This is a genomic window from Microvirgula sp. AG722 (assembly GCF_003269145.1).
In the GTDB taxonomy this organism is placed as follows: Bacteria; Pseudomonadota; Gammaproteobacteria; order Burkholderiales; family Aquaspirillaceae; genus Microvirgula; species Microvirgula aerodenitrificans.
Window position 1 is genome coordinate 363,784 of the sequence record NZ_QLTJ01000002.1, and the last position, 25,861, is coordinate 389,644.

General features: G+C 65.8%; 20 protein-coding genes. 4 read left to right on the forward strand and 16 right to left on the reverse strand.

What is annotated here, in order from left to right; genetic code table 11:
• Positions 1–60 precede the first annotated feature (60 nt).
• A complete protein-coding gene (locus DFO50_RS05300; protein ID WP_028497631.1) occupies positions 61–1,374 on the reverse strand; it encodes a sodium-dependent transporter in 1,314 nt (437 codons plus the stop codon).
• A 271-nt stretch (positions 1,375–1,645) separates the two neighbouring features.
• Here DFO50_RS05300 and lhpH point away from each other — a divergent pair, with 271 nt between their 5' ends.
• Positions 1,646–2,653 carry a trans-3-hydroxy-L-proline dehydratase gene (lhpH, locus tag DFO50_RS05305; RefSeq protein ID WP_112692161.1) on the forward strand — a complete coding sequence of 336 codons (1,008 nt, stop codon included), beginning with the start codon at positions 1,646–1,648 and terminating at the stop codon, positions 2,651–2,653.
• A 23-nt stretch (positions 2,654–2,676) separates the two neighbouring features.
• Entirely contained in the window at positions 2,677–3,594 is a 918-nt protein-coding gene (lhpI, locus tag DFO50_RS05310; RefSeq protein ID WP_112692162.1) for a bifunctional Delta(1)-pyrroline-2-carboxylate/Delta(1)-piperideine-2-carboxylate reductase, read from the forward strand.
• Here lhpI and DFO50_RS05315 read toward each other — a convergent pair.
• Positions 3,587–5,167, reverse strand: coding sequence for an ABC transporter substrate-binding protein (locus DFO50_RS05315; protein WP_112692163.1), 1,581 nt, complete (start codon positions 5,165–5,167; stop codon positions 3,587–3,589). The two genes, lhpI and DFO50_RS05315, sit on opposite strands and share 8 nt — an antisense overlap.
• Positions 5,168–5,287: 120 nt before the next feature.
• Positions 5,288–6,679 carry a cytochrome c oxidase accessory protein CcoG gene (ccoG, locus tag DFO50_RS05320; protein WP_107889380.1) on the reverse strand — a complete coding sequence of 464 codons (1,392 nt, stop codon included), beginning with the start codon at positions 6,677–6,679 and terminating at the stop codon, positions 5,288–5,290.
• A 139-nt stretch (positions 6,680–6,818) separates the two neighbouring features.
• On the opposite strand from ccoG, the gene DFO50_RS05325 reads away from it, so the two are divergent.
• The gene (locus DFO50_RS05325; RefSeq protein WP_036384665.1) at positions 6,819–8,237 is read left to right on the forward strand and encodes a PLP-dependent aminotransferase family protein; all 1,419 of its coding nucleotides are present in this window, start codon (positions 6,819–6,821) and stop codon (positions 8,235–8,237) included.
• Positions 8,238–8,266: 29 nt separating this feature from the next.
• On the opposite strand, the gene DFO50_RS05330 is transcribed toward DFO50_RS05325, so the two are convergent.
• From DFO50_RS05330 to DFO50_RS05370, 9 genes are all read right to left on the reverse strand, one after another.
• Complete coding sequence (locus DFO50_RS05330; RefSeq protein WP_112692164.1) at positions 8,267–8,800, reverse strand: ABC-type transport auxiliary lipoprotein family protein; 534 nt, start codon at positions 8,798–8,800, stop codon at positions 8,267–8,269.
• Entirely contained in the window at positions 8,797–9,702 is a 906-nt protein-coding gene (locus DFO50_RS05335) for an MlaD family protein (RefSeq protein WP_107889375.1), read from the reverse strand. The genes DFO50_RS05330 and DFO50_RS05335 overlap by 4 nt, the downstream gene beginning before the upstream one ends.
• Entirely contained in the window at positions 9,702–10,496 is a 795-nt protein-coding gene (locus DFO50_RS05340) for an ABC transporter ATP-binding protein (RefSeq protein ID WP_199489747.1), read from the reverse strand. Before DFO50_RS05340 ends, DFO50_RS05335 begins: the two co-directional genes overlap by 1 nt.
• Before the next feature lie 2 nt (positions 10,497–10,498).
• Positions 10,499–11,611, reverse strand: a complete 1,113-nt coding sequence (locus DFO50_RS05345) for an ABC transporter permease (protein WP_112692165.1) — start codon at positions 11,609–11,611, stop codon at positions 10,499–10,501.
• Positions 11,612–11,649: 38 nt separating this feature from the next.
• Positions 11,650–12,231 (reverse strand): DJ-1/PfpI family protein, encoded by a 582-nt coding sequence (locus DFO50_RS05350; protein ID WP_112692166.1) that lies wholly within the window; start codon positions 12,229–12,231, stop codon positions 11,650–11,652.
• A 142-nt stretch (positions 12,232–12,373) separates the two neighbouring features.
• Positions 12,374–13,786, reverse strand: a complete 1,413-nt coding sequence (locus DFO50_RS05355) for an FAD-dependent oxidoreductase (protein ID WP_028497622.1) — start codon at positions 13,784–13,786, stop codon at positions 12,374–12,376.
• Positions 13,787–13,924: 138 nt separating this feature from the next.
• Positions 13,925–18,376 carry a glutamate synthase large subunit gene (gene gltB / locus DFO50_RS05360; protein ID WP_028497621.1) on the reverse strand — a complete coding sequence of 1,484 codons (4,452 nt, stop codon included), beginning with the start codon at positions 18,374–18,376 and terminating at the stop codon, positions 13,925–13,927.
• A gap of 318 nt (positions 18,377–18,694) precedes the next feature.
• Complete coding sequence (gene hemF / locus DFO50_RS05365) at positions 18,695–19,603, reverse strand: oxygen-dependent coproporphyrinogen oxidase (protein ID WP_028497620.1); 909 nt, start codon at positions 19,601–19,603, stop codon at positions 18,695–18,697.
• A gap of 71 nt (positions 19,604–19,674) precedes the next feature.
• A complete protein-coding gene (locus DFO50_RS05370) occupies positions 19,675–20,823 on the reverse strand; it encodes a PLP-dependent aspartate aminotransferase family protein (protein WP_028497619.1) in 1,149 nt (382 codons plus the stop codon).
• Positions 20,824–21,122: 299 nt separating this feature from the next.
• Here DFO50_RS05370 and DFO50_RS05375 point away from each other — a divergent pair, with 299 nt between their 5' ends.
• Positions 21,123–22,892, forward strand: a complete 1,770-nt coding sequence (locus tag DFO50_RS05375) for a long-chain fatty acid--CoA ligase (RefSeq protein WP_028497618.1) — start codon at positions 21,123–21,125, stop codon at positions 22,890–22,892.
• Positions 22,893–23,072: 180 nt separating this feature from the next.
• On the opposite strand, the gene DFO50_RS05380 is transcribed toward DFO50_RS05375, so the two are convergent.
• The 4 genes from DFO50_RS05380 to DFO50_RS05395 all read right to left on the reverse strand — a co-directional run bounded on the left by DFO50_RS05380 (position 23,073) and on the right by DFO50_RS05395 (position 25,777).
• Positions 23,073–23,645, reverse strand: coding sequence for a GNAT family N-acetyltransferase (locus tag DFO50_RS05380; protein ID WP_199489748.1), 573 nt, complete (start codon positions 23,643–23,645; stop codon positions 23,073–23,075).
• Positions 23,624–24,016: a VOC family protein gene (locus DFO50_RS05385; protein ID WP_028497617.1), complete on the reverse strand. Its 393-nt coding sequence runs from the start codon at positions 24,014–24,016 to the stop codon at positions 23,624–23,626. The genes DFO50_RS05380 and DFO50_RS05385 overlap by 22 nt, the downstream gene beginning before the upstream one ends.
• A gap of 106 nt (positions 24,017–24,122) precedes the next feature.
• Entirely contained in the window at positions 24,123–24,353 is a 231-nt protein-coding gene (locus DFO50_RS05390; protein WP_028497616.1) for a hypothetical protein, read from the reverse strand.
• Between the two features lie 314 nt (positions 24,354–24,667).
• On the reverse strand, positions 24,668–25,777 hold the full coding sequence (locus tag DFO50_RS05395) for a porin (RefSeq protein ID WP_107889370.1): 1,110 nt from the start codon (positions 25,775–25,777) through the stop codon (positions 24,668–24,670).
• Positions 25,778–25,861: the final 84 nt, after the last annotated feature.

The window sequence follows — 25,861 nt, forward strand, 5'->3', positions numbered from 1 at the left end:
TATTTGATATTATTTTTTATTCAATAACGATTTAAAAACCGCCGCATCAAAAAAAGATTTTCATATATTCCAGACCAGGATCACGCCGATCAATACCGGTGCAAACAGCCGACACATCCAGCGCATTGCCACCGTCATTCCGGCGGGCAGCTCGAGCTCGTCGCGCAGCGTCGGCCAGATTTTCCAGCCGGCAAACAGCGCGGTGCCGATACCGCCGAGCGGCAGCAGGATATTGCTGGCGCCATAGTCCATCAGTTCGAACACATTGCGGTCGAACCACTTGTAGTCGGCCAGCAGACCGAACGACAGCGACGCGGGGATACCGGCGGCAAACACCAGGGCGGACACCACCAGGGAAGCGCGACGGCGCGACACACCCCAGTCGTCGATCGGCAGCACCACGATCAGCTCCAGCAGCGAAACCGACGAGGTCAGTGCGGCGAACAGCAGCAGGGCGAAGAACGCCAGGGCAAAGCCCTGACCGAACGGCAGGTGGTTGAACACGATCGGCATGGTCATGTAGGTCAGGCCGGGCCCGGCGGCGGCATCGAGGCCGAAGGCGGCGATGGCCGGGAAAATCATCAGCCCGGCCAGGATCGATGTCAGCGTGGTCAGCCCGGTCACCCACAGCGCCGCCCCGGTCAGCTTGACGTCGCGTCCCAGGTAAGAGCCGTAGGCGAGCATGCAGCCGGCGCCGACCGACAGCGAAAAAAAGGCCAGCCCCAGCGCGTCGACCAGCATGGCCGGCGTAACGCGGGAAAAGTCGGGCGCCAGGAACATCGCCACCCCGGCCGATGCGCCCGGCAGGGTCAGCGAACGGACGATCAGCACCAGCATCAGCAGGAACAGCGCCGGCATCATGATCTTGCCGGCCCGCTCGATGCCTTTCTGGATGCCGGACATCACCACCACCAGCGTCAGCAGGACAAACAGCGCCAGGGTCAGCAGCGGCTCGACCGGGCTGGACACATACTGGCCGAACAGGGCGGCCAGCGCCTCGGGCGAATCGCTCATGACCCGACCGTCGATCGCACGCCACAGGTAGCCGAGCGTCCAGCCGCCGACCACGCAGTAGAACGACAGCACCAGAAAGCCGCACAGCACGCCGGCGTAGCCGACCAGCGGCCAGCCACCGCCGCCCAGCTTGCGCAGCGCGCTGACGGCGCCGCAGCCGGCGGCGCGACCGATGGCGATTTCGGCCAGCAGCAGCGTCAGGCCAAGGGTGAAGGTAATGGCGACAAAGATGGCGAGGAAGGCGCCGCCACCATTCATGGCGGTCACATACGGAAACTTCCAGATCGAGCCGAGGCCAACGGTCGCACCGGCCGATGCGAGGATGAATCCGACCCTGGATCCCCATTGCGAGCGGGACATTGCATTCTCCTTTTGAGTGGGAATGCCGCCGCCAGGGACAGGCAGGAATGACAAGGCCGCCCTGTGCGGCGGCCTGTCGTAAGCAAAGAAATACCCGACGCCGCCCTTGTCAGGCGCGCCACCATCCGGCGAGAAAAACGGCTGTCATCGAAATATTCATATGTGGCGCCACCATGCCTTGCCCGGCGCCTCCGCGTCAAGCATTCTGTCCTGTCCCCACCGTGGCGACTGACCGGCACGGCCCCCGATCCCCGACCCGAAGCGAGGCTCCATGAACCTGAACCGCATGATCAGTACCGTCGAGATGCACACCGGCGGCGAACCGTTCCGCATCGTCACCAGCGGCCTGCCGAAGCTGCCGGGTGCGACCATTGTCGAACGGCGCGCCTGGGCCAGGGACCATATCGACGCGCTGCGCACCGCCCTGATTTTCGAGCCGCGCGGTCATGCCGACATGTACGCCGGTTTCCTGACCGACCCGGTCAGCGACAGTGCCGATTTCGGCGTGATCTTCGTTCACAACGAGGGCTACAGCGATCACTGCGGCCACGGCACCATCGCGCTGGCCACCGCCGCCGTGGCGCTGGGCTGGGTCGAGCGCACCGAGCCGGAAACCCGGGTCGGCATCGATGCGCCGTGCGGTTTCATCGAGGCTTTCGTCGAGTGGGATGGCGAGCGGGCCGGCGCGACGCGCTTCGTCAACGTGCCGTCGTTCCTGTATCTGCGCGATGTCGAAGTCGACACGCCGTCGTTTGGCCGCGTGCGCGGCGACATCGCCTTTGGCGGCGCATTCTATTTCTATACCCCGGGCGAACCGCACCAGTTGCAGATCCGCGAACACGAGGCCGAACGGCTGATCCGCTTCGGCGCCGAGGTCAAGGCGGCGGCCAACCGGGCGTTTCCGGTGGTCCATCCGCTGATTCCGGAAATCAACCATATCTACGGCACCATTGTCGACAACACACCGCGTCACGCCGGTTCGACCCAGGCCAACTGCTGCATCTTCGCCGACCGCGAAGTCGACCGTTCACCGACCGGCTCCGGCACCGCCGGCCGCGCGGCACAGTTGCATGCCCGCGGCCTGCTGACCGCGGACGACACCCTGGTCAACGAATCCATCATCGGCACCCGGATGCAGGCCCGCATCCTGCGCGAAACCCGGGTCGGCGATATCGACGCGGTCATCCCCGAAATCAGCGGCCAGGCCCATCTGTGCGGCTTTGCCAACTGGGTCATCGATCCGCACGATCCGCTGACCCATGGTTTTCTCGTTCGCTGACCCCTTTCCCGGAGACCCGGACCATGTCCCCATCCGCCCCGCCCCGCGTATTTGACGCCACCGCAACGGCCGGCCTGCTGCCGTATCCACAGCTGGTCGACGCACTGGAACAGGCCTGCCGCGACTATGCCGCCGGCCGTATCGACTGCCCGGAGCGCCAGGTCGTACCACTGCCGCAACACGGCGTGATGCTGTCGATGCCGGCCGTGGCCGAACGCCTCGCCATTCACAAACTGGTCAATATCACCCCGGCCAACCGCGAGCGCGGCTTGCCGACCCTGCACGGCCAGGTGTCCGCCTACGACAGCGTGACCGGCCAGTTGCTGCTGATCCTGGATGGCCCGACCGTGACCGGCCGCCGTACCGCCGCCATCTCGCTGCTCGGCCTGCGCGCGCTGCTGCCGCAGGCGCCGACGGCCGTGCTGCTGATCGGCACAGGTACCCAGGCGAAGAATCATGCCGAAGCGCTGGCCGCGCTGTATCCGGGCATCACGCTGTATGTGCGCGGCTCGGCCCCGGGCCGCGACGAGGCATTCCGCCGCGAACTGGCGACGCTGGACGCCGACCTGCGAGCGGCGCCGGAACAGACGCCGGCAGTCGATGCCGTCATCACCCTGACCACCAGCCGCACGCCGGTCTACCACGATGCCGCCCGTGCCGGCCGGCTGGTGATCGGCGTCGGCGCCTTCCAGCCGACGGCGGCGGAAATCGCGGCGGACACCATTGCCGCCAGCCGGCTGTTCGTCGACGATCCGGCCGGCGCCCGCCACGAGGCCGGCGACCTGATTCTGGCCGGAGTCGACTGGGAGCGGGTCGAGCCGCTGGTGTCGGCGCTGGACCGGCGGCCGGACGACGGCCGGCCCATCGTCTGCAAGACGGTCGGCTGCGCCGCCTGGGACCTGGCGGCGGCCGGGCTGGCGTTGTCGAGGCTGGCTACCTGACCACGACCGGCGCGAAGTCCTGGCGGCCGAACGGACTGACCCGGTAGCCGCCGACTTCGCGCCGGACCAGCACCGTTGCGGTCGGATGGGCCAGCGGCACCCACAGTGCCTGGTCATGAATCCACTTCTGTGCCGCCACGTACTGCCGGGTGCGCTCGACCACATTGGCGGTACGCTTGCCGGCCTCGATCTGGCGATCGAGCGTCGGCGAGCAGTAGCGGGCGAAATTGGTGCCGGAGGTCACGGCCGCACAACTGAACTGCGGGGTCAGGAAATTGTCCGGGTCGCCATTGTCGCCGGCCCAGCCCATGAACAGCAGATCATGCTCGCCGGCCTTGCCACGCTTGATCAGCTCGCCCCATTCGATGACCTTGATCGAGGCGCGAATGCCGACGCGGGCCAGATCGGCCTGCAGCAGCTCGGCACCGGCGCGCGGGTTCGGGTTCAGCGTACTGCCGGACGGACGGGTCCAGATCGTGGTCTCGAAGCCCTTCGCCAGCCCGGCCTCGGCCAGCAGCGCCCGCGCGCGTGCCGGGTCGTGCGGCCACGGTCTGACGTCGCGGGCATAGCTCCAGGTATTCGGCGGGTAGATCTGGGTCGCGGCCACGGCCGTGCCGCCGAACACGCTGTTCAGATAGGCTGTGCGGTCGAAAGCCAGGTTGATTGCCTGGCGCACCTTCGGATTGTCCAGCGGCTTGTGCTGGCTGTTCAGTGCCACGAACGCGGTCATGAAGGCCGGCACCGACAGCGCCTGCAGCGCCGGATTGCCACGGATGCCGGCCACATCCTGCGGCTTCGGCGACAGCGCGATCTGGCATTCGCCGGCACGCAGCTTCTGCAGCCGCACGGTGGCATCGGGCACGATGCTGAACAGCAGCCGTTCGACCTTCGGCTTGCCACCGAAATAGTCCGGATTGGCGACGTAGCGAACGGCCGCATCCTTCTGGTAGGCCCTGAACACGAACGGCCCGGTGCCGATTGGCTGGCTGTTCAGCAGCGCCGGCTTGCCGGCCGCCATCAGCTTGTCCATGTACTCGGCCGAGTAGATCGACGCAAAGCCCATGGTCAGCATCGGCAGGAAGGTCGCGTCGGCCTCGTTCAGGGTAAAGCGGACGGTCTGGTCGTCGATCCGGTCCACGGCGCGCACCAGCTTCGGCAACTGCATCGACTGCGCATGCGGGAAGCCGTTGACGGCGATCCGGTGCCACGGATGGTCCGGCTTAAGCATGCGCTCGAAGCTCTGCACCACGTCGTCGGCGTTCAGCTTGCGCCCCGGCCTGAAGTAGTCGGTGGCATGGAACGCCACGTTGCGGCGCAGGGTAAAGGTATAGCTCAGGCCATCCGCGCTGACGGTCCAGCGTTCGGCCAGCCCCGGCACCACCTTGCCGGCGCGGGCATCGAACTCGACCAGCCGGTTCATCAGCACATCGGCCGAGGCGTTGGTGGTCACCAGCGAGTTGTACTGGACAACGTCGAAGCCTTCCGGGCTGGCGTCGGTGCAGACAGTCAGCGGCTTCGCCATGGCCAGCGCCGGCAGGAGCAGCAACAGCGGGATCGGGAGCGATAGTTTCATCAAGGGGGTCCGTCAGTGTTTCAGTCCGATAGTCCCTTTATATCGCATCGTCCCGCCAGGCTGCAGCATCGATATGCCACTTGCGAATAACCGGAAACGCTATAGCCGGCTACCAGCGGATCATTCGGCGATAAAACTCGCGTCGGTTTCCAGCGCCTCGCCCTGCTTCGGCACCAGGCGGAAACGGAACGGATGACTGCCGCGCGGCAGGTCGGCGGTATCGGCGCGCACCCAGGCGTAGACCGTCGCATCCCCGTTCGCCTCGACCCGGATTTTCTCCGGCCGGGTGCTGACGCTGGCGGACGGCAGGCCTTCCACCTCGACCCGGTAATCCTGTGCGCTTTCGCCGTAGTTCATCACCCGCAGCGTAAAGCCGTTTTCCAGCAGGCCGTCGTCGGTTTCCCGGCTCAGGAAGGCGCGGTCGCGCAGGACGTTGAACTTGTACGGCTGGTGCTGCCACAGGCCGACGCCCATGGCCCCGATCACGGTGGCCATCAGCACGGCGTAGACCACCATCCGTGGCCGGAACAGGGTCTTCCAGCCAAACAGCCGGCCGACGCCGCGCGCCATGGCATTCTGCGAGGTAAAGCGGATCAGCCCGCGCGGCGCGCCGATCTTGTCCATCACCGTGTCGCAGGCGTCGATACAGGCGGCACAGCCGATGCACTCGTACTGCAGCCCCTCGCGAATATCGATGCCGGTCGGGCACACCTGCACGCAGATACTGCAGTCGACACAGTCGCCACGCGGCTTGTCGCCCTGCTTGCGCGAACCGCGCGGTTCGCCGCGCACCGGATCATAGGAGATGATCAGCGTGTCATCATCGAACATCGCGCCCTGGAAGCGCGCATACGGGCACATGTGCTTGCACACCTGCTCACGCAGCAGACCGGCCAGCACATAGGTGAACACGGCATAGAACAGCAGCCAGAACTGGGTCCAGCCCCCCAGCGCAAACCACGAGCCGCTGGTGGCAATGTCCTGAATCGGCGTGAAATAGCCGACAAAGGTCGCACCGGTCAGCAGCGCAAACCCCATCATCAGGCCGTGCGACAGGCCCTTGCGCCACAGCGTGTTCCACGCGCGCGGCGCCGCATCCAGCCGCATCCGCGCCGGGCGGTCGCCCTGCACTGCACGCTCGATCCACAGCATGATCTCGGTGTAGACCGTCTGCGGACAGGCGTTGCCGCACCACAGTCGCCCGGCCAGTGCCGTCCAGCCGAACAGGCCCAGGGCGCTGACGATCAGCAAGCCGGCCAGGTAGACCAGATCCTGCGGGCCGAGAATCAGGCCGAACAGATAGAAGCGTTCGTGGTCAATATCGAGCAGCACGGCCTGACGGCCATTCCACTGCAGCCACGGCAGGCCGAAGAACACGGCCTGGGTGATCAGTACGGTCAGCACGCGAATGGTGTTGAAACGACCGCGCGTCAGGCGCGGATAGATCTTGTTGCGCGCATCGCGGGCCGCTTTGGCACTGACGCGATGCAGGGGTTGGACGGTGGTCGACATGACGGCTCCGGGCGGAATGGGAGAACGTCGCGCAGGCTATACCCCGTCTCTGGTATCAGGAACACACAGGTTTTTGCATTTTCAATGCATACAGATGCGACAATGCCACCCGGATGCGATGTTCCACGGTAAAGCCCCCATGCCACCAGAAGCCACAGCCCCCGTACGCAAGTTCCGACTGCTGACCGATACCCTGATCCATGCCATGCGCAGCGGGGCGATGAAACCCGGCGACCGCCTGCCATCGGTGCGCGCGCTATGCCGTATCCACCAGCTCAGCACCAGTACCGTGCGCCGCGTACTGGAGGACCTGGAAGCGGCCGGCCTGATCGAGGCGCAGCCGCGACGCGGCTATTTCGTTCTCGAACCGCGCATGCCGTCGCCGTCGCCGTCCGCGTCCCGGCCACAGAAGGTCGCGGTCGCACCGCTGGCGCTGCGCCTGTTCGACGCGCTGCGCGACAGCCATATCGCACCGTTCGGCTCGCCGTTCATCGAACCGGCCTGGCTTGATCTCGACCGGGTCAACTACCACCTGCGCCAGGCCGCCCGGCGCTTCTCGCCCGAGCGCGGGCTGCGCGACCTGCCGCCCGGCAGTGACGCGCTGCGCCAGCAGATCGCCCGCCGCGCCCTGCATCAGGGGGTCACGCTGGACTGGGAGGAAACCGTCATCACCTGCGGCGCCATGGAGGCACTGAACCTGGCCCTGCGCGCCGTGGCCCGCCCCGGCGACGTGATCGCGGTCGAATCACCCACTTTCTACGGTCTGCTGCACGCCATCGAAAACAACGGCATGCAGGCGCTGGAGATCCGCACCGACCCGGCACGCGGCATCGACCTCGACGAACTGGATGCCGCCATCCCGCGCCACAACGTCGCTGCCTGCCTGCTGATGCCCTCGCTGCAGAATCCGCTGGGGTTCGTCATGCGTGAAGCCGACAAGCAGCGGCTGATCGACATCCTCGAACGCCACCGGATCCCGCTGATCGAGGACGACGCCTATCGCGAGCTGGCGTTCTCCGACGTGCCGTACCGGCCGGTCAAGCATTACGACCGCAGCGGCCGGGTGCTGTACTGCTCGACGTTCTCGAAGGCATTCTCGCCGGGACCGCGCATCGGCTGGCTCGCTGCCGGCCGTTACTACCGCGAGACGCTGCTGCTGAAGCTGATGGGCACGCTGGCCACGCCGATTCCGAACCAGATGGCGGTCGCCAGCTATCTGCAGCATGAAAAGCCGGACCGGCGCCTGGCCCAGCTGCGCCGCCGCCTGTCCGGCCAGCTGGCGCGGCTGGCCGACGAGGTCGAACGGCACTTCCCGCCCGGCACCCGCGTGTCACGCCCCGCCGGCGGCTACGTACTGTGGGCCGCCCTGCCGGACAACGTCGATACCCTGGCCGCCTACGACGCCACCATTGCCGACGGCATGAGCTACGTACCCGGCACGATCTTTTCCCCGTCCGGCCGCTTCGGCCACTGCCTGCGCCTGAACGGCGGCTTCGACTTCGACCGCGATGCGCTGGCCCGCCTGGCCCGGCTGGGGCGGCGGCTGACAACGGGCTGAGCGCCAGGGCAGTGCGCGCCCGCTTGCCGTTACGGGTGTTGCGCCGCCCAGCGCAGCGCCCGGGCCAGCAGTTCGTCACTGGCGGCGGACAGCGCCGCCACGCCGGCGGCCGCGTCGGCACCAGCCGGCTTTTCCACGCTCAGCCGCGTGCTGTCGACCAGGCGGCCGTCGCGACCGTCACGCAGGCTCAGTGACGCGTCGACGCGGCCGACGCTGTCGGTCGGCGACGAGAACACCTGGCTGAAGTCGTTCAGGCGGATATCGAGAGTCCGCATCCCGGCCTGCGGTGCCGGATCGATGCGCTCTCCGACCAGGTTCGGCACCGCCGACGCCCAGGCACTGCCGGCATAGCGGTAGAGGCGGTGCGGATCGCGATAGGCCAGCCGGTAGTACATGTCGCGGCCGTCCAGCCAGCTTGCCGCCGAGACGGTGACACTCAGCGGCGCGCGCGCCATGCTCCGGGTGTCCAGGGTAAAGCGCGCCGGCCGGGCGACCGGTGCCAGTGCGCAGGCACTCAGGGCCAGCGCGGTCGCGAGGATGAGGAGGGTGGGCAGCCGTTTCATTGATGAGGGTCCTTTTCCCCGGCAAATCCCGGCTCGCCCGGGCCCGGCGGCTCGCTGGCCGCACCGCGCAACAGCTGCTGCGGATCACGCCGCTGCGACTCGATCAGCCGATCGAGCGAGGCGCTGGTCCGCCGCAGTTCATCTACCGCCCGCCGCACTTCCGGCAGCACGCCACGGTCGGTGCGCTCGCCGAGCGCACCGAGACGATCGGCGGCCTGACTGACCGAGCGGGCAGCATCGACCACACTCTGGTCGATGCGGGCCAGGCTGCCACGGCTCTGCTCGCTCAGCGCCTGCAGGCTCTGCATCAGCGCACGGCTGTCGCGCAGCGCGGCACGGGCGTCCTTGCCCAGCGCCGGCAATTCGCGACTGCTGCGGTCGAGATTGGCCAGCAGCGAGGCAATATGTTCGCGGTTGTCCGCATTCAGAATGTCGTTGACGTGCGCGGCCAGCCTGCGCACTTCAAGCATGGTTTCCGGAATCAGCAGGCCGACTTCCTGCAGCATGGAGGGCGCGACCTCGATCACGTCGCGCTCCGGGTCGAAGGCCGGCCCGCCGCCGTCATCGATCAGTTCGACGAAGGACAGCCCGGTCACGCCCTGGGTGCCGAGCTTGGCGTGCAGCTTGCGGCTGAAATGCAGGCCGGGGTCGATCTTGGCAGTCATGCGCACCTTTTGCATGTCGACCGGATCGATGCGCATGCTGGTCAGCCGCCCGACCTGCAGTCCGCGCAGCAGCACCGGCGCTTCCGGCCGCAGCCCGGCGACCGACTGGCTGGCGACCAGCTGGTAGTCGACCGGCCGCGTACCGCCGCCGCTCATCCACACCACCATGGCGACCAGCAGCGCCAGCAGCGTCAGGGTGAATACCCCGGTCCACAGGGCCAGGCTCTTGCTTTCCATCAGGATTCTCCGGCGGCGTCCCGACCGCTGGCGGCGGGAGGATTCCCGCCGGCGGTCGTGGCGAATTCCGCCCCGAAATAGGATTGAATGAACGGGTGCTGCACCTGGCAGATCTGCGCCAGCGTACCGATGGCGACCAGTTTCCGGTCGGCCAGCACGGCGACCCGGTCGACCAGCCGGCGCATGCGCGCCAGGTCATGGGTCACCATGACGGCGGTCAGCTGATGGCGCTGGCGGGTTTCCAGGATCAGGTCGACGAAGCTCTGCGCCGACAGCGGGTCGAGGCCCGAGGTCGGCTCGTCGAGGAACAGCAGTTCAGGGTCCAGTGCCAGCGAGCGCGCCAGCGCCACGCGCTTGACCATGCCGCCGGACAGCGCCGACGGCGGCTTGTGCAGGTCGGCACTGGCAATGCCGACTTCATCGAGCTTCAGCCGGGCGACCATGCTGGCCACATCGGCCGGCATCCGTGCCGCCTTCAGCGGCAGCATGACGTTTTCCAGCACGCTGAGACTGCCGAACAGCGCGCCGAACTGGAACACCACGCCGAGACGGCGACGCAGCGCACGCTGGCGCATGAACGACATCTGGCCGGGGCGCTCGCCGAGTACGGTCACGCTGCCGGCGGCCGGTTCGGTCAGGCCGATCATGTGCTGCAGCAGCGTGGTCTTGCCGCTGCCGGAACCGCCGACCAGCGCCAGCACCTCGCCGGTCGCGACCTGCAGCGAAATGTCGTCGTGAATGACCCGCCCGCCAAGCACGGTATGGATATGGGACAGCTGGATGGCGATCGGCACGGTCACTGGACCTGGAACGGAGAGAACAGGATGGCGAACACGGCATCGGCCAGGATCACCAGCGTGATGGACACCACCACCGCACGGGTGGTGGCCGCACCGAGGCTTTCGCTGTTCGGCGCGACGCTGAGCCCGTTGCGGCAGGCCACCAGACCGATCAGCGCCCCGAACACCAGTGACTTGCCCAGCCCGAGATACAGATGCTTGACGGCGACGGCGGTCGGAAAGCGGTCGATGAACACCGCCAGCGGCAGATCCAGCGATACCCATGCTGCCAGCGCGCCGCCGATCAGCGCCATCACGTCGGTCCACAGCGCCACCAGCGGCATGGCAATGATCAGTGCCACCACCCGGGGCCATACCAGACTCAGGTTCGGCGACAGGCCCATCGCCAGCATGGCATCGAGCTCCTGGCGGATTTTCATCACCCCGAGTTCGGCCGTGATCGCCGAGCCGGAGCGACCGGCGACCAGGATCGCCGCCAGCATCGGCCCCAGTTCGCGCAGGATGCCGACGCCGAGCAGATCGACTACCAGGATATTGGCGCCATAGCGGGCCAGTTGCTGCGCCGACAGATAGCTGAGCACGATGCCGATCAGAAAACCGACCAGTGCGGTGATGCCGAGCGCCTTGACCCCGACGCGGAACAGGTTGGCCGACAGGCCGCGCCACGGCATGTCGACCGGATAGCGGAGAATCCAGCCGCTGGCAATCAGCAGCTGGCCGAACAGCATGGTCACGTCGCGCAGTTGCCGGCACAGGGTCAGCATCACGTCACCGACGAAGACCGGCAGGATGCGCCAGCCGGAGGCCTGTCCGCCGGGTGGCGCCGGCAGGGGCGGCAGCGCAGCCAGCCGTGCCAGCAGGACGCGCAGCGGCTCGGCCGCCGTCACGGCCTGCGGCCAGCGCTGTCCCCACACCTGCCACAGCAGGGCGGCACCGCAACTGTCGAGGTGGCCGATGGCGTCGAGATTCCAGCCGGCGGCCTGTGCGGCCGCCTGCTCCAGCCGCTCGCGGAACCGCGCATCCGCCGCCGACAGACCACTCTGGGTCCAGTCGCCGAGCAACGTCAGCGTCCCGTCGGCGGTATCGACCTTCAGCCCGGGAGGATTCATCCGCGAGCGCCCCTTTCCATCATGCCAGTGGCACGAGTTTACAGGGTGATGCGGGTTCCCAGCACCTGCAGAAACTGCGCCAGCCATGCCGGGTGCGCCGGCCAGGCCGGCGCGGTGACCAGATTGCCGTCGGTATGGGCGCTGTCGACCGGGATCGCCTGGTAGCGACCGCCGGCCAGCGTGACCTCGGGCGCGCAGGCCGGGTAGGCCGAACACTCGCGCCCGTCCAGCACGCCGGCAGCCGCCAGCAGCTGGGCACCGTGGCAGACGGCCGCGATCGGCTTTTTGTGCGCGGCGAAGTGGCGGACGATATTCAGCACCCTGTCGTTGAGGCGCAGGTATTCGGGTGCCCGCCCGCCGGGAATCAGCAGTGCGTCGTAATCGGCGGCGTCGGTATCGGCAAAGTCGGCATTCAGCGCGAAGCGATGGCCGGGCTTCTCGCTGTAGGTCTGGGCGCCGTCGAAGTCATGGATGGCGGTCTGCACATGCTCGCCGGCCTTTTTGTCCGGGCACACCGCATGCACGATATGGCCCACCATGGTCAGCGCCTGGAACGGCACCATGGTTTCGTAGTCTTCGGCATAGTCGCCGACCAGCATCAGGATTTTCTTCGCTGCCATCGCTGTCACCTCTTCGCATCGAATCGCCCCAGCGGCGATCCACCGCGTTCAGCATAGCCCTCCGGGGCAGCCGGCGCGCGAGGATGAAAAAAAGCAGGCGCGAGGCCTGCTTCTTCGATGCGAAACACGATGGCACGGCCCGTTACCAGACCTTCAGGTAAGCAAGCATGCCTTCGGCAGCCTGGCGGCCTTCGAATACCGCCCGCACCACCAGATCGGCGCCACGGACCTGGTCACCGCCGGCGAACACCTTCGGGTTGCTGGTCTGGAACTTGTACAGCTGCTTTTCCGCCGCACGGGTGCGACCGCGCTCGTCGGTGGCAATCGATGCACCGTCGAACCACGACTGGCGCTCGGCCTGGAAGCCGAAGGCGATGATGACGTGGTCGCACTCGATGACCTGCTCGCTGCCCGATACCACTTCGGCCGAGCGGCGGCCCTTCGCGTCCGGCTCGCCAAGCCGGGTTTCCGCCAGCTTCAGCCGCAGCGACCCATCGGCAGCGGCTTCGATCGCCACCGGCTGACGGTTCCACAGGAATTCGACGCCTTCCTCGCGCGCATTGCCGACTTCGCGCCGGGAACCCGGCATATTGGCCTCGTCGCGACGATAGGCGCAGATCACCCGCTTCGCGCCCTGACGGATCGAAGTGCGGTTGCAGTCCATCGCCGTGTCGCCGCCGCCCAGCACGACCACGCGCTTGCCTTCCATGCTGACCGGCGCTTCGTCCTTCAGCGTGCCAAGGCTCTGGCGCACGTTGTTGATCAGGAACGGCAGCGCTTCCATCACGCCCGGCAGCGCCTCACCGGCAAAGCCGCCCTTCATGTACTGGTAGGCGCCCATGCCCATGAACACCGCGTCGTACTCGCCCAGCAGCGTGTCGATGCTGATGTCGCGGCCGATCTCGACGCCGAGGCGGAATTCGACGCCCATGCCTTCCATGATTTCGCGACGACGCGCGACCACGGATTTTTCCAGCTTGAACTCGGGAATGCCGAAGGTCAGCAGCCCGCCGATTTCCTCATAGCGGTCGAACACCACCGGCTTCACGCCGTTGCGCACCAGCACGTCGGCGCAGCCGAGGCCGGCCGGGCCGGCACCGATGACGGCGACCTTCCGGTCGGTCCATACCACCTTGCTCATGTCCGGACGCCAGCCGGCCTTGAACGCCTCGTCGGTAATGTACTTTTCGACCGAGCCGATGCTGACCGCGCCGAAGCCGCCCTGGTTCAGGGTACAGCTGCCTTCGCACAGGCGGTCCTGCGGGCAGACGCGACCGCAGATTTCCGGCAGCGAGTTGGTCTTGTGCGACAGCTCGGCCGCCTCGAACAATTTGCCTTCCGTCACCAGCTTCAGCCAGTTCGGGATGTAGTTGTGCACCGGGCACTCCCACTCGCAGTACGGATTGCCGCAGGACAGGCAGCGGCCAGCCTGCTCGTCCGCGTCATGCGCGTCCAGCGGTGTGTAGATTTCGATGAACTTGCGCCGGCGCAATTCGGCGGGAAGCTTCTCGCCCGGATTGCGCTGCACGTTCATGAACTGGAATACGTCACCCATGATTATGTTCCAGTGAGCCGCGCGCGAATCATTGCCCGCGCGCGGCGGATTTCCCCGGGGACGGCCGGCCCGTGGCGCGGCAGCCCCCCTCTGTGACCCGGGTCCGGGCGCGGTCCCGCGCCCGTCCCGTTTGCAGCATCAGTCTTTCAGCAGGCTTTCGAGCGTGGCCGCCTTCGGTTTCACCAGCCAGAAGTAGTCGACGTAGTCGTCGAAGTTTTCCAGCATCGCGCGACCGACCACCGATCCGGTGAATTCGACATGCCTGGCGATCTTGTCGAGCAGATAGGCACGGTACATGCCGGTCGCTTCGTTGTTGATCAGGTGAATGTCGACCAGTTCGTTGTTGTAGCGGTAGGCAAAGCGCTCATTCGGGTCGTAGACGAAGCCGAAGCCGCCGGTCATGCCGGCACCGAAGTTGTAGCCGGTTTCACCAAGCACGATGACCACGCCGCCGGTCATGTATTCGCAGCAATGGTCGCCCGCACCTTCGATGACCGCCAGCGCGCCGGAGTTGCGCACGCCGAAGCGCTCGCCGGCCATGCCGGCCGCGAACAGCTGACCACCGGTGGCGCCGTACAGGCAGGTGTTGCCGACGATGATCGACGCATTCGATGCGTAGGCGGCCTGTTTCGGCGGGTAGATGACGATGCGGCCACCGGCCATGCCCTTGCCGACGTAGTCGTTGGCATCGCCTTCGAGGTCCAGATGCAGACCGCGCGAGTTCCAGACCCCGAAGCTCTGACCGGCGGAACCGTGGAACCTGAAGGTCAGGCAGCCGTCGGGCAGGCCGTCGGCGCCGTAGCGGCGGGCAATCTCGCCCGACACCCGCGCACCGATCGAGCGGTTGATGTTGCGGATCGGATAGTCGAGCGTCAGCATCGCCTTGTGCTCGATGGCATCCATCGCGTCGACCACCATCTGCTCGGCCAGCTCACCCTTGTCGAAGCTCGGGTTCGAGTCGACCACGCAGAAGCGCGGTTCGCTGTCGGGAATGTCGCCCATCGACACCAGTTCGGACAGGTCCAGCCGCTTCTGGCGGTCGGTCCTGCCTTCGGCCAGTTCGATCAGGTCGAGGCGGCCGATCAGTTCTTCCATCGAGCGCACGCCGAGCTTCGCCATCCATTCGCGCGTTTCCTGCGCGACGAAGGTGAAGTAGTTCATGACCATTTCCGGCAGGCCGATGAAGTACTTGCTGCGCAGCTTGATTTCCTGGGTCGCCACGCCGGTGGCGCAGTTGTTCAGGTGGCAGATGCGCAGGAACTTGCAGCCCAGCGCAATCATCGGGCCGGTACCGAAGCCGAACGACTCGGCGCCGAGGATGGCGGCCTTGATCACGTCGAGGCCGGTTTTCAGGCCACCGTCGGTCTGCATCCGCACCCGGCCGCGCAGGCCGTTGGCGCGCAGCACCTGCTGGGCTTCGGTCAGGCCGAGTTCCCACGGGCTGCCGGCATACTTGACCGAGGTCAGCGGGCTGGCGCCGGTACCGCCGTCATAGCCGGAGATGGTGATCAGGTCGGCATAGGCCTTGGCCACGCCGGCGGCAATGGTGCCGACGCCGGGTTCGGCCACCAGCTTGACGCTGACCAGTGCGGTCGGGTTCACCTGCTTGAGGTCGAAGATCAGCTGGGACAGATCCTCGATCGAGTAGATGTCGTGGTGCGGCGGCGGCGAGATCAGGCTGATGCCGGGCTTGGCGCAGCGCAGGCGGGCGATCAGCGGGCTGACCTTGTCGCCCGGCAGCTGGCCACCTTCGCCGGGCTTGGCGCCCTGCGCCACCTTGATCTGCAGCACTTCGGCATTGACCAGGTAATGCGGGGTCACGCCGAAGCGGCCGGAGGCGACCTGCTTGATCTTCGACATCCGTTCGGTGCCGTAGCGGGCCGGGTCTTCGCCGCCCTCGCCGGAGTTCGAGCGGCCGCCGAGGCGGTTCATCGCCGTGGCCATCGCTTCGTGGGCTTCCGGGCTCAGCGCGCCGAGCGACATGCCGGCCGAGTCGAAGCGCTTCAGGATCGCCTCGACCGATTCGACCTGGTCGATGTCGATGGCCTGCGCCGGATCGAGCTTCAGCCCCATCAGGTCACGGAACATCGCCACCGGGCGGGTGTTGACCATGTGGGCATAGGTCTGCCATGCATCGTAGTCGGTGTTCTGCACCGCCTTCTGCAGCATCATCACCACGTCCGGGTTGTACGCGTGGTACTCCTCGCCGTGGACGTACTTCAGCAGCCCACCCTGCGACAGCGGCCGCATCGGGTTGAAGGCAAAGCGGGTCAGCGCCTGCTGGTCGGACTCGAAGTCCTCGAAGCGGGCGCCGGAGATGCGCGACGTGGTGCCGCGCAGGCACAGCTCGACCACGTCCTCGTGAACGCCGACCGCTTCGAACAGCTGCGAGCCGCGATAGCTGGCGACGGTGGAAATCCCCATCTTCGACAGCACCTTCAGCAGGCCCTTGTTGATGCCCTTGCGGTAGTGCTGCAGCGCCTCGTTGATCTTCTGGCCGACGACGACCTGGGTGTTGACCAGATCGACGATGACCTGGTACGCCAGGTACGGATAGACCCCGGTCGCGCCATAGCCGATCAGGCAGGCGATCTGGTGCGGGTCGCGCGCGGTGGCGGTCTCGACCAGGATGTTGGTGCGACAGCGCAGGCCGGTCTCGATCAGCGCATGGTGCACGGCGCCGGTGGCGAACAGGGCATGGATCGGCAGGCGGTTGTGCGCGACATTGCGGTCGGACAGCACGACAATGACCGTGCCTTCGCGCACCGCCTCGACCACGTGCCCGGTCAGGCGGCGGATCGCCGCTTCCAGGTCGATGTCCGCCGGGTCGTAGCACAGGTCGAAGGTGGTCGCCTTCAGGTTGGGGTCCGGACGGGTGGTCAGGTGAACGAATTTCTCGTGGCTCAGTACCGGGCTGCGCACTTCGAGCCGCTTCGCGTGTTCGGCGGTTTCCTCGAACATGTTGCGTTCAGGGCCGAAGACGGTGTTCAGCGACATGACCACCGCTTCGCGGATCGGGTCGATCGGCGGGTTGGTGACCTGGGCGAACTGCTGACGCAGGAAGTCGAACGGCGAGCGCACGCGCTCGGACAGCACCGCCATCGGCGTGTCGTCACCCATCGAGCCGACTGCTTCCTGGGCCTGTTCGGCCAGCACGCGCAGCACCTGGTCGCGTTCTTCGGCACTGACGTTGAACAGCTTCTGGTAGATGGCCAGTTGCTCGGGCGGCATTACCGCCAGCGTGGTGTCGTCGTCGAGCGAGAATTCGAGCTTGCGCGCGTTGTCCTTGATCCACTGCCGGTACGGCTTGGCGGTCTTCAGCATCGCGTCGATGTCGTCCGGCAGCAGCAGCTCGCCGGTGCTCAGGTCGGCGCCGAAGATCTGCCCCGGCTTGACCCGGCCCTTGGTGACCACGTCTTCAGGGGCGTAGTCCCACACGCCCACTTCGGACGAGATGGTCAGGATGCGGTCCCTGGTGACCACGTAGCGCGCCGGACGCAGGCCGTTGCGGTCGAGCATGCAGGCGGCGTAGCGCCCGTCGGTCAGCACAATGCCGGCCGGGCCGTCCCACGGCTCCATGTGCATCGAGTTGAATTCGTAGAAGGCGCGCAGGTCCTTGTCGGTCGAGTCGACGTTCTGCCAGGCCGGCGGTACCAGCAGGCGCAGGGCGCGGAACAGCGGGATGCCGCCCATCAGCAGGCCTTCGAGCATATTGTCGAGGCTCATCGAGTCGGAGCCGTCGACCTGCACGATCGGACGCACCGCGTCCATGTCCAGCACCGGCGATTCCATGATCCGCTCGCGGGCGCGGGCCCAGTAGCGGTTGCCCTGCACGGTGTTGATTTCACCGTTGTGCGCCAGGTAGCGGAACGGCTGCGCCAGCTTCCACTGCGGCCAGGTATTGGTCGAGAAGCGCTGGTGGAACACGGCCAGGCTCGACTCGAAACGCGGGTCGTTCAGGTCGAGGAAGAACAGCGGCAGGTTGTCCGGCGTGACCAGGCCCTTGTACGACAGGGTGTCCGGGTTCAGGGTCGGAATGTAGAAGGACTTGTCGCCCTGATTGGCCTTTTCGGCCAGCCGGCGGCCAACGTACAGGCTGCGCTTGAACGCCGCCTCCTCCATCCCGAACGGACAGTTGACGAAGACCTGCTTGATCACCGGCAGCGTCTTCAGTGCATATTCACCACAGGCCGACACATCGGTCGGCACGTCGCGATAGCCGGCGACTTCCAGCCCCTGCTGTTCGAGCGTCTCGCTCAACCGGGCCAGCGACGCCTGGCCGACCGCGGGGTCGGCACCGACGAACACCAGACCGGCCGCGTAGATTTTCTTCAGCGCGATGCCGCTTTCGGCGGCGACTTCACGCAGGAAGCCGTCGGGTTTGCGAAAAAGCAGGCCACAGCCGTCACCCGACTTGCCATCGGCGGCAACCGCGCCGCGGTGGGTCAGTTGGGCCAGCGAACTGATGGCGGTCTTGACCAGCCAGTGGGACGGCTGATCGTCAAGCTGCGCGATCAGGCCGAAGCCACAGCTGTCCTGCTCGAAGGCGGGGCGATACAAGGTCCCCCGCAACCACTGCTGTCTTTCCATTACTGCCTGCCTAACAATCATGAATCAATGACACGGATGTGAACGATTGTAGGGTCGCACGGGCACCAGCGGCAAACCTTTTTTGTGCATTGCATTATCAATTTCAAATCAATGACTTGCCGTTTTTTTCTGCTGATTTTTCCCGTCAGTTTGTACATATTTGCGTCAGAATTTTCCGTACTTCGGACATGACTGTTTAATATTCCGCACCAGATGTTTGATCTTTTTTTACACCCGGGACCGGACAAAATGCTGATTGCCGGACAAGAAAAATGCCGCGGCAAGCGGCATTCGGGGATTTGATGCCAAAAATCCGGCTCAGGCCGCAGCCAGCCAGTCGCGCGGCGGCAGGAAAGCGTCAAGCAGCCGCGCTTCGTCACTGCCGGCGGCCGGCGCATGCGCATAGCGCCACTCGACTCTGGGCGGCATTGACATCAGGATCGACTCGGTGCGTCCCCCCGACTGCAGGCCGAACAGCGTGCCGCGATCGTAGACCAGGTTGAATTCGACGTAGCGTCCGCGACGGATCGCCTGCCACTCGCGTTCGCGCTCGCCGAAGGGCAGATCGCCGCGCCGCGCCAGGATCGGCAGGTAGGCGCCGAGAAAGGCGTCGCCAACCGAGCGCGTCAGCGCAAAGCTGCGCTCGTAGCCAAGGTCGTTCAGGTCGTCGAAGAAGATGCCGCCGATGCCGCGCGCCTCATTGCGGTGCTTGAGGAAGAAGTAGCGGTCACACCAGGCCTTGTAGGCCGGATGGCGATCAGCGCCGAAGGGCGCCAGCGCGTCGCGACAGGCGGTGTGGAAATGGCGGGCGTCGTCCTCGAAGCCGTAATACGGCGTCAGGTCCATGCCGCCGCCGAACCACCACACCGGTGCCTCGCCGTCGCGGGTGGCGACGAACACCCGCACGTTCATGTGCGTGGTCGGTGCATACGGATTGCGCGGATGCAGCACCAGCGACACGCCGAGCGCCTCGAAGCCGCGGCCGGCCAGTTCCGGGCGCGAGGCCGAGGCCGACGGCGGCAGACAGGCGCCGCTGACATGGGAGAAATTCACCCCGCCGCGCTCGAACACATTGCCGCCCTCGATCACGCAGCTGGTGCCGCCGCCGCCTTCGGGACGTGTCCAGCTGTCGCGGACGAAGGCCTGGCCGTCCAGCGCTTCCAGGCTGCCGACGATGCGCGCCTGCAGGCCGGTGAAATAGGTTTTGAGTTCGGTAACGGAGAGCATGGCGGGCGGGAGGCAGTCGGAAACCGGTATTGTAACGGCATTGCCTCCCGTGCCCATGCCGATCGGCCGGCTCAGTCCGCCAGCGCCCGGGTCAGGTCATCGATCAGGTCATCCGCGTCCTCGATGCCGATCGACAGCCGCAGCATGCCTTCGCGGATGCCGCAGGCCGCCTTGACCTCGGCCGGCATCGAACCGTGCGACATGGTCGCCGAGTGGTTGACGATGCTCTCGACGCCGCCTAGCGACTCGCCAAGCGCGAACAGCTGCAGCCGGTCAGCCACCCGCGCGGCGGCGGCACGGCTGTTGTCGCGCAGATAAATGGTGACGATGCCGCCGAAGCCGCGCATCTGCCGGCGGGCCAGCGCATGCTGCGGATGGCTGGCCAGTCCCGGATAGATGACCTTTTCCACCGCCGGCTGCCCCTGCAGCCATTCGGCGATGCGACCGGCGTTTTCCTCATGTCGCTGCATGCGCAGATGCAGGGTCTTGATGCCGCGCAGCACCAGGAAGGAATCCTGCGGGCCGGCAACGGCGCCAGCGCTGTTCTGCACCAGCTTCATCTGCTGGAACAGCGCGTCGTCGTCGACGCAGGCCACGCCCAGCAGCACGTCGGAGTGACCGCCAAGGTATTTGGTGGCCGAGTGGACAATGATGTCGATGCCGAAGTCACGCGGCGACTGCAGGTAGGGCGAGGCGAAGGTATTGTCGATCGCGGTCGGCACGCCACGCGCGCGGCAGATCGACGCGACCCGTTCCAGGTCGACGATGTTCAGCAGCGGGTTGGTCGGCGACTCCAGCCACACCAGCCGGGTACGCTCGCTGATCAGCGCGTTCAGCTGCCCGGGGTCGCTCGCCAGGTCGGCGAAGGTCACGATCACGCCGGACGGCTGGTACAGCCGGGTCAGCAGCCGGTAGGCGCCGCCATAGCAGTCGGCGACGGCGATGATCTCGTCGCCCGGCTTCAGCATCGCGCGCAGCACGCTGTCGATGGCCGCCATGCCGCTGCCGAAGGCCAGGCCGTACTTCATGCCTTCCAGTGCGGCGACATTGGCTTCGAGTGCCGCCCGGGTCGGGTTGCCGGAGCGCGAATAGCAGAACGGCTGCTCATCGCCGAGGTGGTCATAGCTGAAGATCGAGGTCTGATAGATCGGCGGCATCACCGCATGGGTGGTGGCGTCACGCTCATAGCCGGCGTGAATGGCTCGGGTTGCGAATTTCATGGCAGTAAGGATGACGGACGGAGCGGACTAGCATAGCAGGGTGGCCCGCGCACGTGTCACTGGCATGATCGCGCGTGTCAAGTCGTGGCAACGCCATTTTATTCCTCACGGATATCAAGGTGTTATCTGCCATTTTTTTGAATTAGAGCAAAAACTCTTATTGTCTGACAAAAACGGTCACCTGCAGAAAACAATGCCTCAAAACCCTTGATCTGTTTCAGCTTTTCCCTCGTCAGAACTTTACATCGCCAGGCAAAAGTCTTACCTTCGGCTCCTTCGCAGTCAATTCAACCTTTCGAATGGCTCTTACCCGTGTTTTTGACCTGATCCGCCACCAGCTCGCCTCCTACCCCCGCCCGGACTGCCTCAATGCCCGGGACGGCCACGGCTGGCGCAGCTACAGTACCCAGGACGTTGTCGACACCGCCGACCGCCTGAGTCATGGCCTGCTGGCCATGGGCATCCGCCGCGGCGACAAGGTGGCGCTGGTATCGAACAACTGCCCGGAGTGGCTGCTGGTCGACCTCGCCCTGCAACAGATCGGCGCGATCAGCGTCCCGCTGTACCCGACCCTGCCGGTCGACGACATGCGCTACATCGTCGACCATGCCGGCATCAAGCTGGCGTTCGCCGGCGACAAGGCGCTGTTCCAGCGCATCACCGAAGCCACCAGCCACCTGCCCGCCTGCCCGGTCTACACCTTTGCCGATGTCGCCGGTGCGCCGTCCTGGCATGAAGTGCTGCTGCGCGGCGGCGATGGTCACCCGGCCGTGCTTGATGCGCTGCGCGACTCGGTACAGGCCGATGACCTGCTGACCATCATCTACACCTCCGGCACCACCGGGCGGCCCAAGGGCGTCATGCTGAGCCACCACAATGTGGTCAGCAACGCGATGGCCGTTTCGCGCTTCACGCCGCTGGAATACGGGATCTGGAAGGCGGTCAGCTTCCTGCCGCTGTCGCACGTGTTCGAGCGCAGCGTCACCTACATCTATTTCTATGCCGGCATTGGCGTGTATCACGCCAAGAATGTCGACGCGATCGCCGCGACCCTGGGCGATGTCCATCCGGAAGTGTTCACCACCGTTCCGCGCCTGCTGGAAAAGGTCTACGAAAAGCTGGTAGGCAAGCAGAACGAGCTGCATGGTGTCACCCGCAAGCTGTACCAGGCCGCGATCCGCCATGCCGAGACCTTCGAGCCGCGCGACAAGCCCGGCGTCATCGGCCGCCTGCGCCACCAGCTGTTCGACCGCCTGGTCTACAGCAAGTGGCGCGCCGCGCTCGGCGGCAACACAAAGATGATCGTGGTCGGTTCGGCCGCGCTGCAGCCGCGCCTGTCGCGCCTGTTCTGGGCCGCCGGCATCATCGTGTCCGAAGGTTATGGCATGACCGAGGCGTCGCCGATCCTGACCGGCAACGTGTTCAATGCCGAACACACCGCCATCGGCACCGTCGGCGTCCCGATGGACAATGTGGAAATCCGCATCGCGCCGGATGGCGAGATCATCGCCCGCGGGCCGAACATCATGCTCGGCTACTACCGCGACCCGGAGCAGACCGCCGAAGCCCTGAAGGACGGCTGGCTGCATACCGGCGACGTCGGCGAATTCGATGCCGAAGGCAATCTGCGCATCACCGATCGCAAGAAGGAAATGTTCAAGACCAGCTGCGGCAAGTATGTCGCGCCGCAGGTGATCGAGAACAAGCTGAAGGAATCGGCCTTTATCGATCAGGTGATGGTGGTCGGCGACGGCCGCAAGTACGCCAGTGCGCTGGTGGTGCCGCTGTTCGAGCAGCTGCGCGCCTGGTGCGTGCAGCAGGGGCTGAACCTCAGAAGCGAAGCCGAGATGATCGCGCACCCGAAAGTCCGCGAGCTGATCGAGCACGAGGTCAAGCGCTTCAACCGCCTGTTCGGCAACTGGGAGCAGGTGAAGAAGATCGCGCTGGTCGACCGGCCATGGAGCATTGACGCCGGCGAGCTGGCGCCAACGCTGAAACTGCGCCGCAAGGTGATCACCGAACGCTTCCATACGCTGATCGACAGCATGTACGCGGGCCATGCCCTGTAAGCCGGGACCAGACGGCGACAAAGGTGGGCATCAACGGTCACCGTGGCGTCGGTGCACGCCCGCCTGACAGAATCTGCCGTCCCCGCCGCCGCGGGGAAACCTCGCTTCGCTTGTCCGTTCTTTGCAGGCAGCGTTTATGGACTGTCCAGGGCCCGCTGATGCGGGCCCTTTCTTTTTCGGCTATCCATCACCGTGCGGTGCCGATGCGGATGCGTGTCGGGGCGCCAGCATCCTGACCATCGCCACCCGCCCGGCGAGGCCGGCTTCGGCCTCCGCCGCGAGGATGTCGGCGATAAAGCCGGGAATGTCCTTGTCCGCCAGCGGCAAAAACCCGCCGCGCCGGTACAGCGCCATCCCCGGCCCGAACGCCTGGAACGTGGTCAGGTACAGGGCCGGCGCGCCCGCCCGCTGCGCCCAGTCGATCACGGCGTCGAGCAGACCGCTGCCGATACCGCGGCGGCCGTGCGCCGGATGCACATCGATCTCCACCAGCAGCGCGGCCTTCCCTTCCCGGCGCGCGCAGGCAAACCCGACCACGGTTCCGGCCGGATCGCGGGCGACCCACAGCCGGCCTTCGCGCTGCGCCGCCTCCAGTTGCGGCAACGGCAGGGTGTCGCCGCGCAATGGCACGGGCAGCAGGGACAGCGGGAAACGGCTCGCGGCAGCACGTTCGACAGCGGCCAGCGCCGGCACCTCGTCCGGCTGTGCCGGTGCAAGCCGGTAGCCGTCGATCAACCGCCGATGGGGGAGCACAGCTCGACCAGCACCCCGTTCATGTCACGCACATAGGCGACCGTCTGGCCCCATGGCTGCACGGCCGGTACCGCGACCGAGGTCGCGCCGGCCGCCACGGCACGGGCATGGGCGGCAACCACGTCGTCGCTGACGAAGGCCAGCTCGATGCCGAGCGGATCGGCTGCCGGCGCCGCCTTGACGTAGCGCCCGCCCAGCAACTGGTCTCCCATGCCGTGCGACGCGAATGCCAGCGCGGTGCCGCCGGTCTCCAGCTCGCCGTACTCGCCCGACTCGTGCAGGAAGCGGGTATCAAAGCCAAAGGCCTGCTGGTAGAAGGCCAGCGTTTCCGCGACCGATGCCACATAAACGATGGTGTAGCCGAATTTCATGCAGGGGGACTCCGGGCAAGGGGGTTTCAGGAACGGCAGGCAAAAAAACGGCCGCCAGATGGCGACCGGGTCAACTTTGCCTGTATCAGTTCCCTGCTGGCAACGCTCAGAACGACGACGACAGCGTCGCGGCGAGTGCCACGCACAATCCCATCAGCGACAGCGGCGCCACCCAGCGCGCCGATGAGCGACGAACGGCCGGGCGCTTGCGCAGGATCGCCCGCGGCATCGCTTCGTCGCCAAGATAGCAGCTGGCACGGTCAAGCGAACCGGTCAGGTAGTCGAAGGCGTCATGCTTCGGGTGTTCGATGCGGGCGGTAGAGTAGCGGCCGTTCATTTGGAAATCTCCACTGGGTCAGTGCGTGCTTGCATGTTACACCAAAGGTACAGCATGTAACAGCTTGTACATGACCAGCGGCAAAATACTCTTGCGGCATGGCTTTCACGACAAATGGTGCATCGCCATATCCAGTGCATCTGCCTGCGATATGACGAAAAACACTTGGTTTTCCATACCGGAAACGGCGTCGACCACAGGAACCGGCCTGTATTCCTGGTGTGGTATTTTTCACACGCCGCAGACGAAAAAAACCGCCACCTGTCCAGGTGGCGGAAAAGCGGGCTCTTTATACCCCGGCATGCCAGGCAGGATCAGAACCTGTGCTGCAGGCCGACCGCCACCGTGTGCTCGCTGTCGTCGCTGCCATTGGTGTACTGGTCGCTGCCGTACTTTGTATAGCCATACGATGCATAGGCCGTGGTGCGCTTGCTCAGCGCGTAGTCGACACCGACGATGTACTGGTTGTAGCCGCTGTTGTTCTGGGTGCTGCCATTGACCTTGGCATCGTCGCCCCATGCATAGGTCACGCGCGGCGTGATGGCGCCAAAGGTGTAGCCAACGGTCAGCGCGGCTTCCCGGGTTTCGATCTTGTCGCTGTTGCCGAAGCTGCCGACCCCGGTCACGCTGCCGTTCAGGTCATTGCTGCTGCGGCCCCAGATATTGCTGGAGCCCAGCGTGGCATCGCTGCCGTACTGCTTCGACTCCTGGTAGGCCGCCGACACCAGCAGGTTGTTGGCGTGATAGCCACCCTCCAGCCGCCAGTAGTTGCCGTCCTGACCATTGGCGCCCTGGTCCTGGAACTGCATGTAGCCGAGTTTGCCGAAGAAGCCGCTGTTCTGGTAACCCATGCCGACGCCCCAGGCATCGCCGTGATTGCGCCCGTTGCCCTGGTGCGAGCCGTCCGGCTGCTCGTTCTCGCCCACGCTGTAGATGGCGGAGAAGTCGAAGCCGTACAGCGTCGGCATGTCGTAGCGGACGGCATTGTTGTAGCGGCCGTCAAAGCGGGTCATGGTGCCGAGCCCGTTGACACCCTGCCCGTACAGCCACGGGTCCATGGTTTCCATGTCGGAGTTCATGTAGTCGGACAGCTTGCCGACGCGCACGGTACCGAACTGGCTCTGCAGGCCGACGAAGCTGTCACGGGTCGCCCATGAGCCATTGCCGTTGATGTCGGAGCCGTCGACGCTGAGGTAGGACTCGACCTGCCACAGTGCTTTCAGGCCGTTGCCCAGTTCCTCGTCCCCCTTGAAGCCGATATACGAGCCGGTGTCGTCGACCCGGGTCTGGCTGCCGTGGCCCTGATCGGCATTCATCAGGCTTTTGCCGCTCTCCACATCGGCCTCGATATTGCCGTAGATCGTGACATCGGCCAGGGCGGTCAGCGGCAGCATGGCCACTGTCAGTGCAATCAGTTTTTTCATCTGCATTTCCTTCTCGTCAAGTCGGGGGATCGCCACGACAGGGTGGCGACGGCACAAGCGCCTTCACGCCCTGCACAGCCGGAA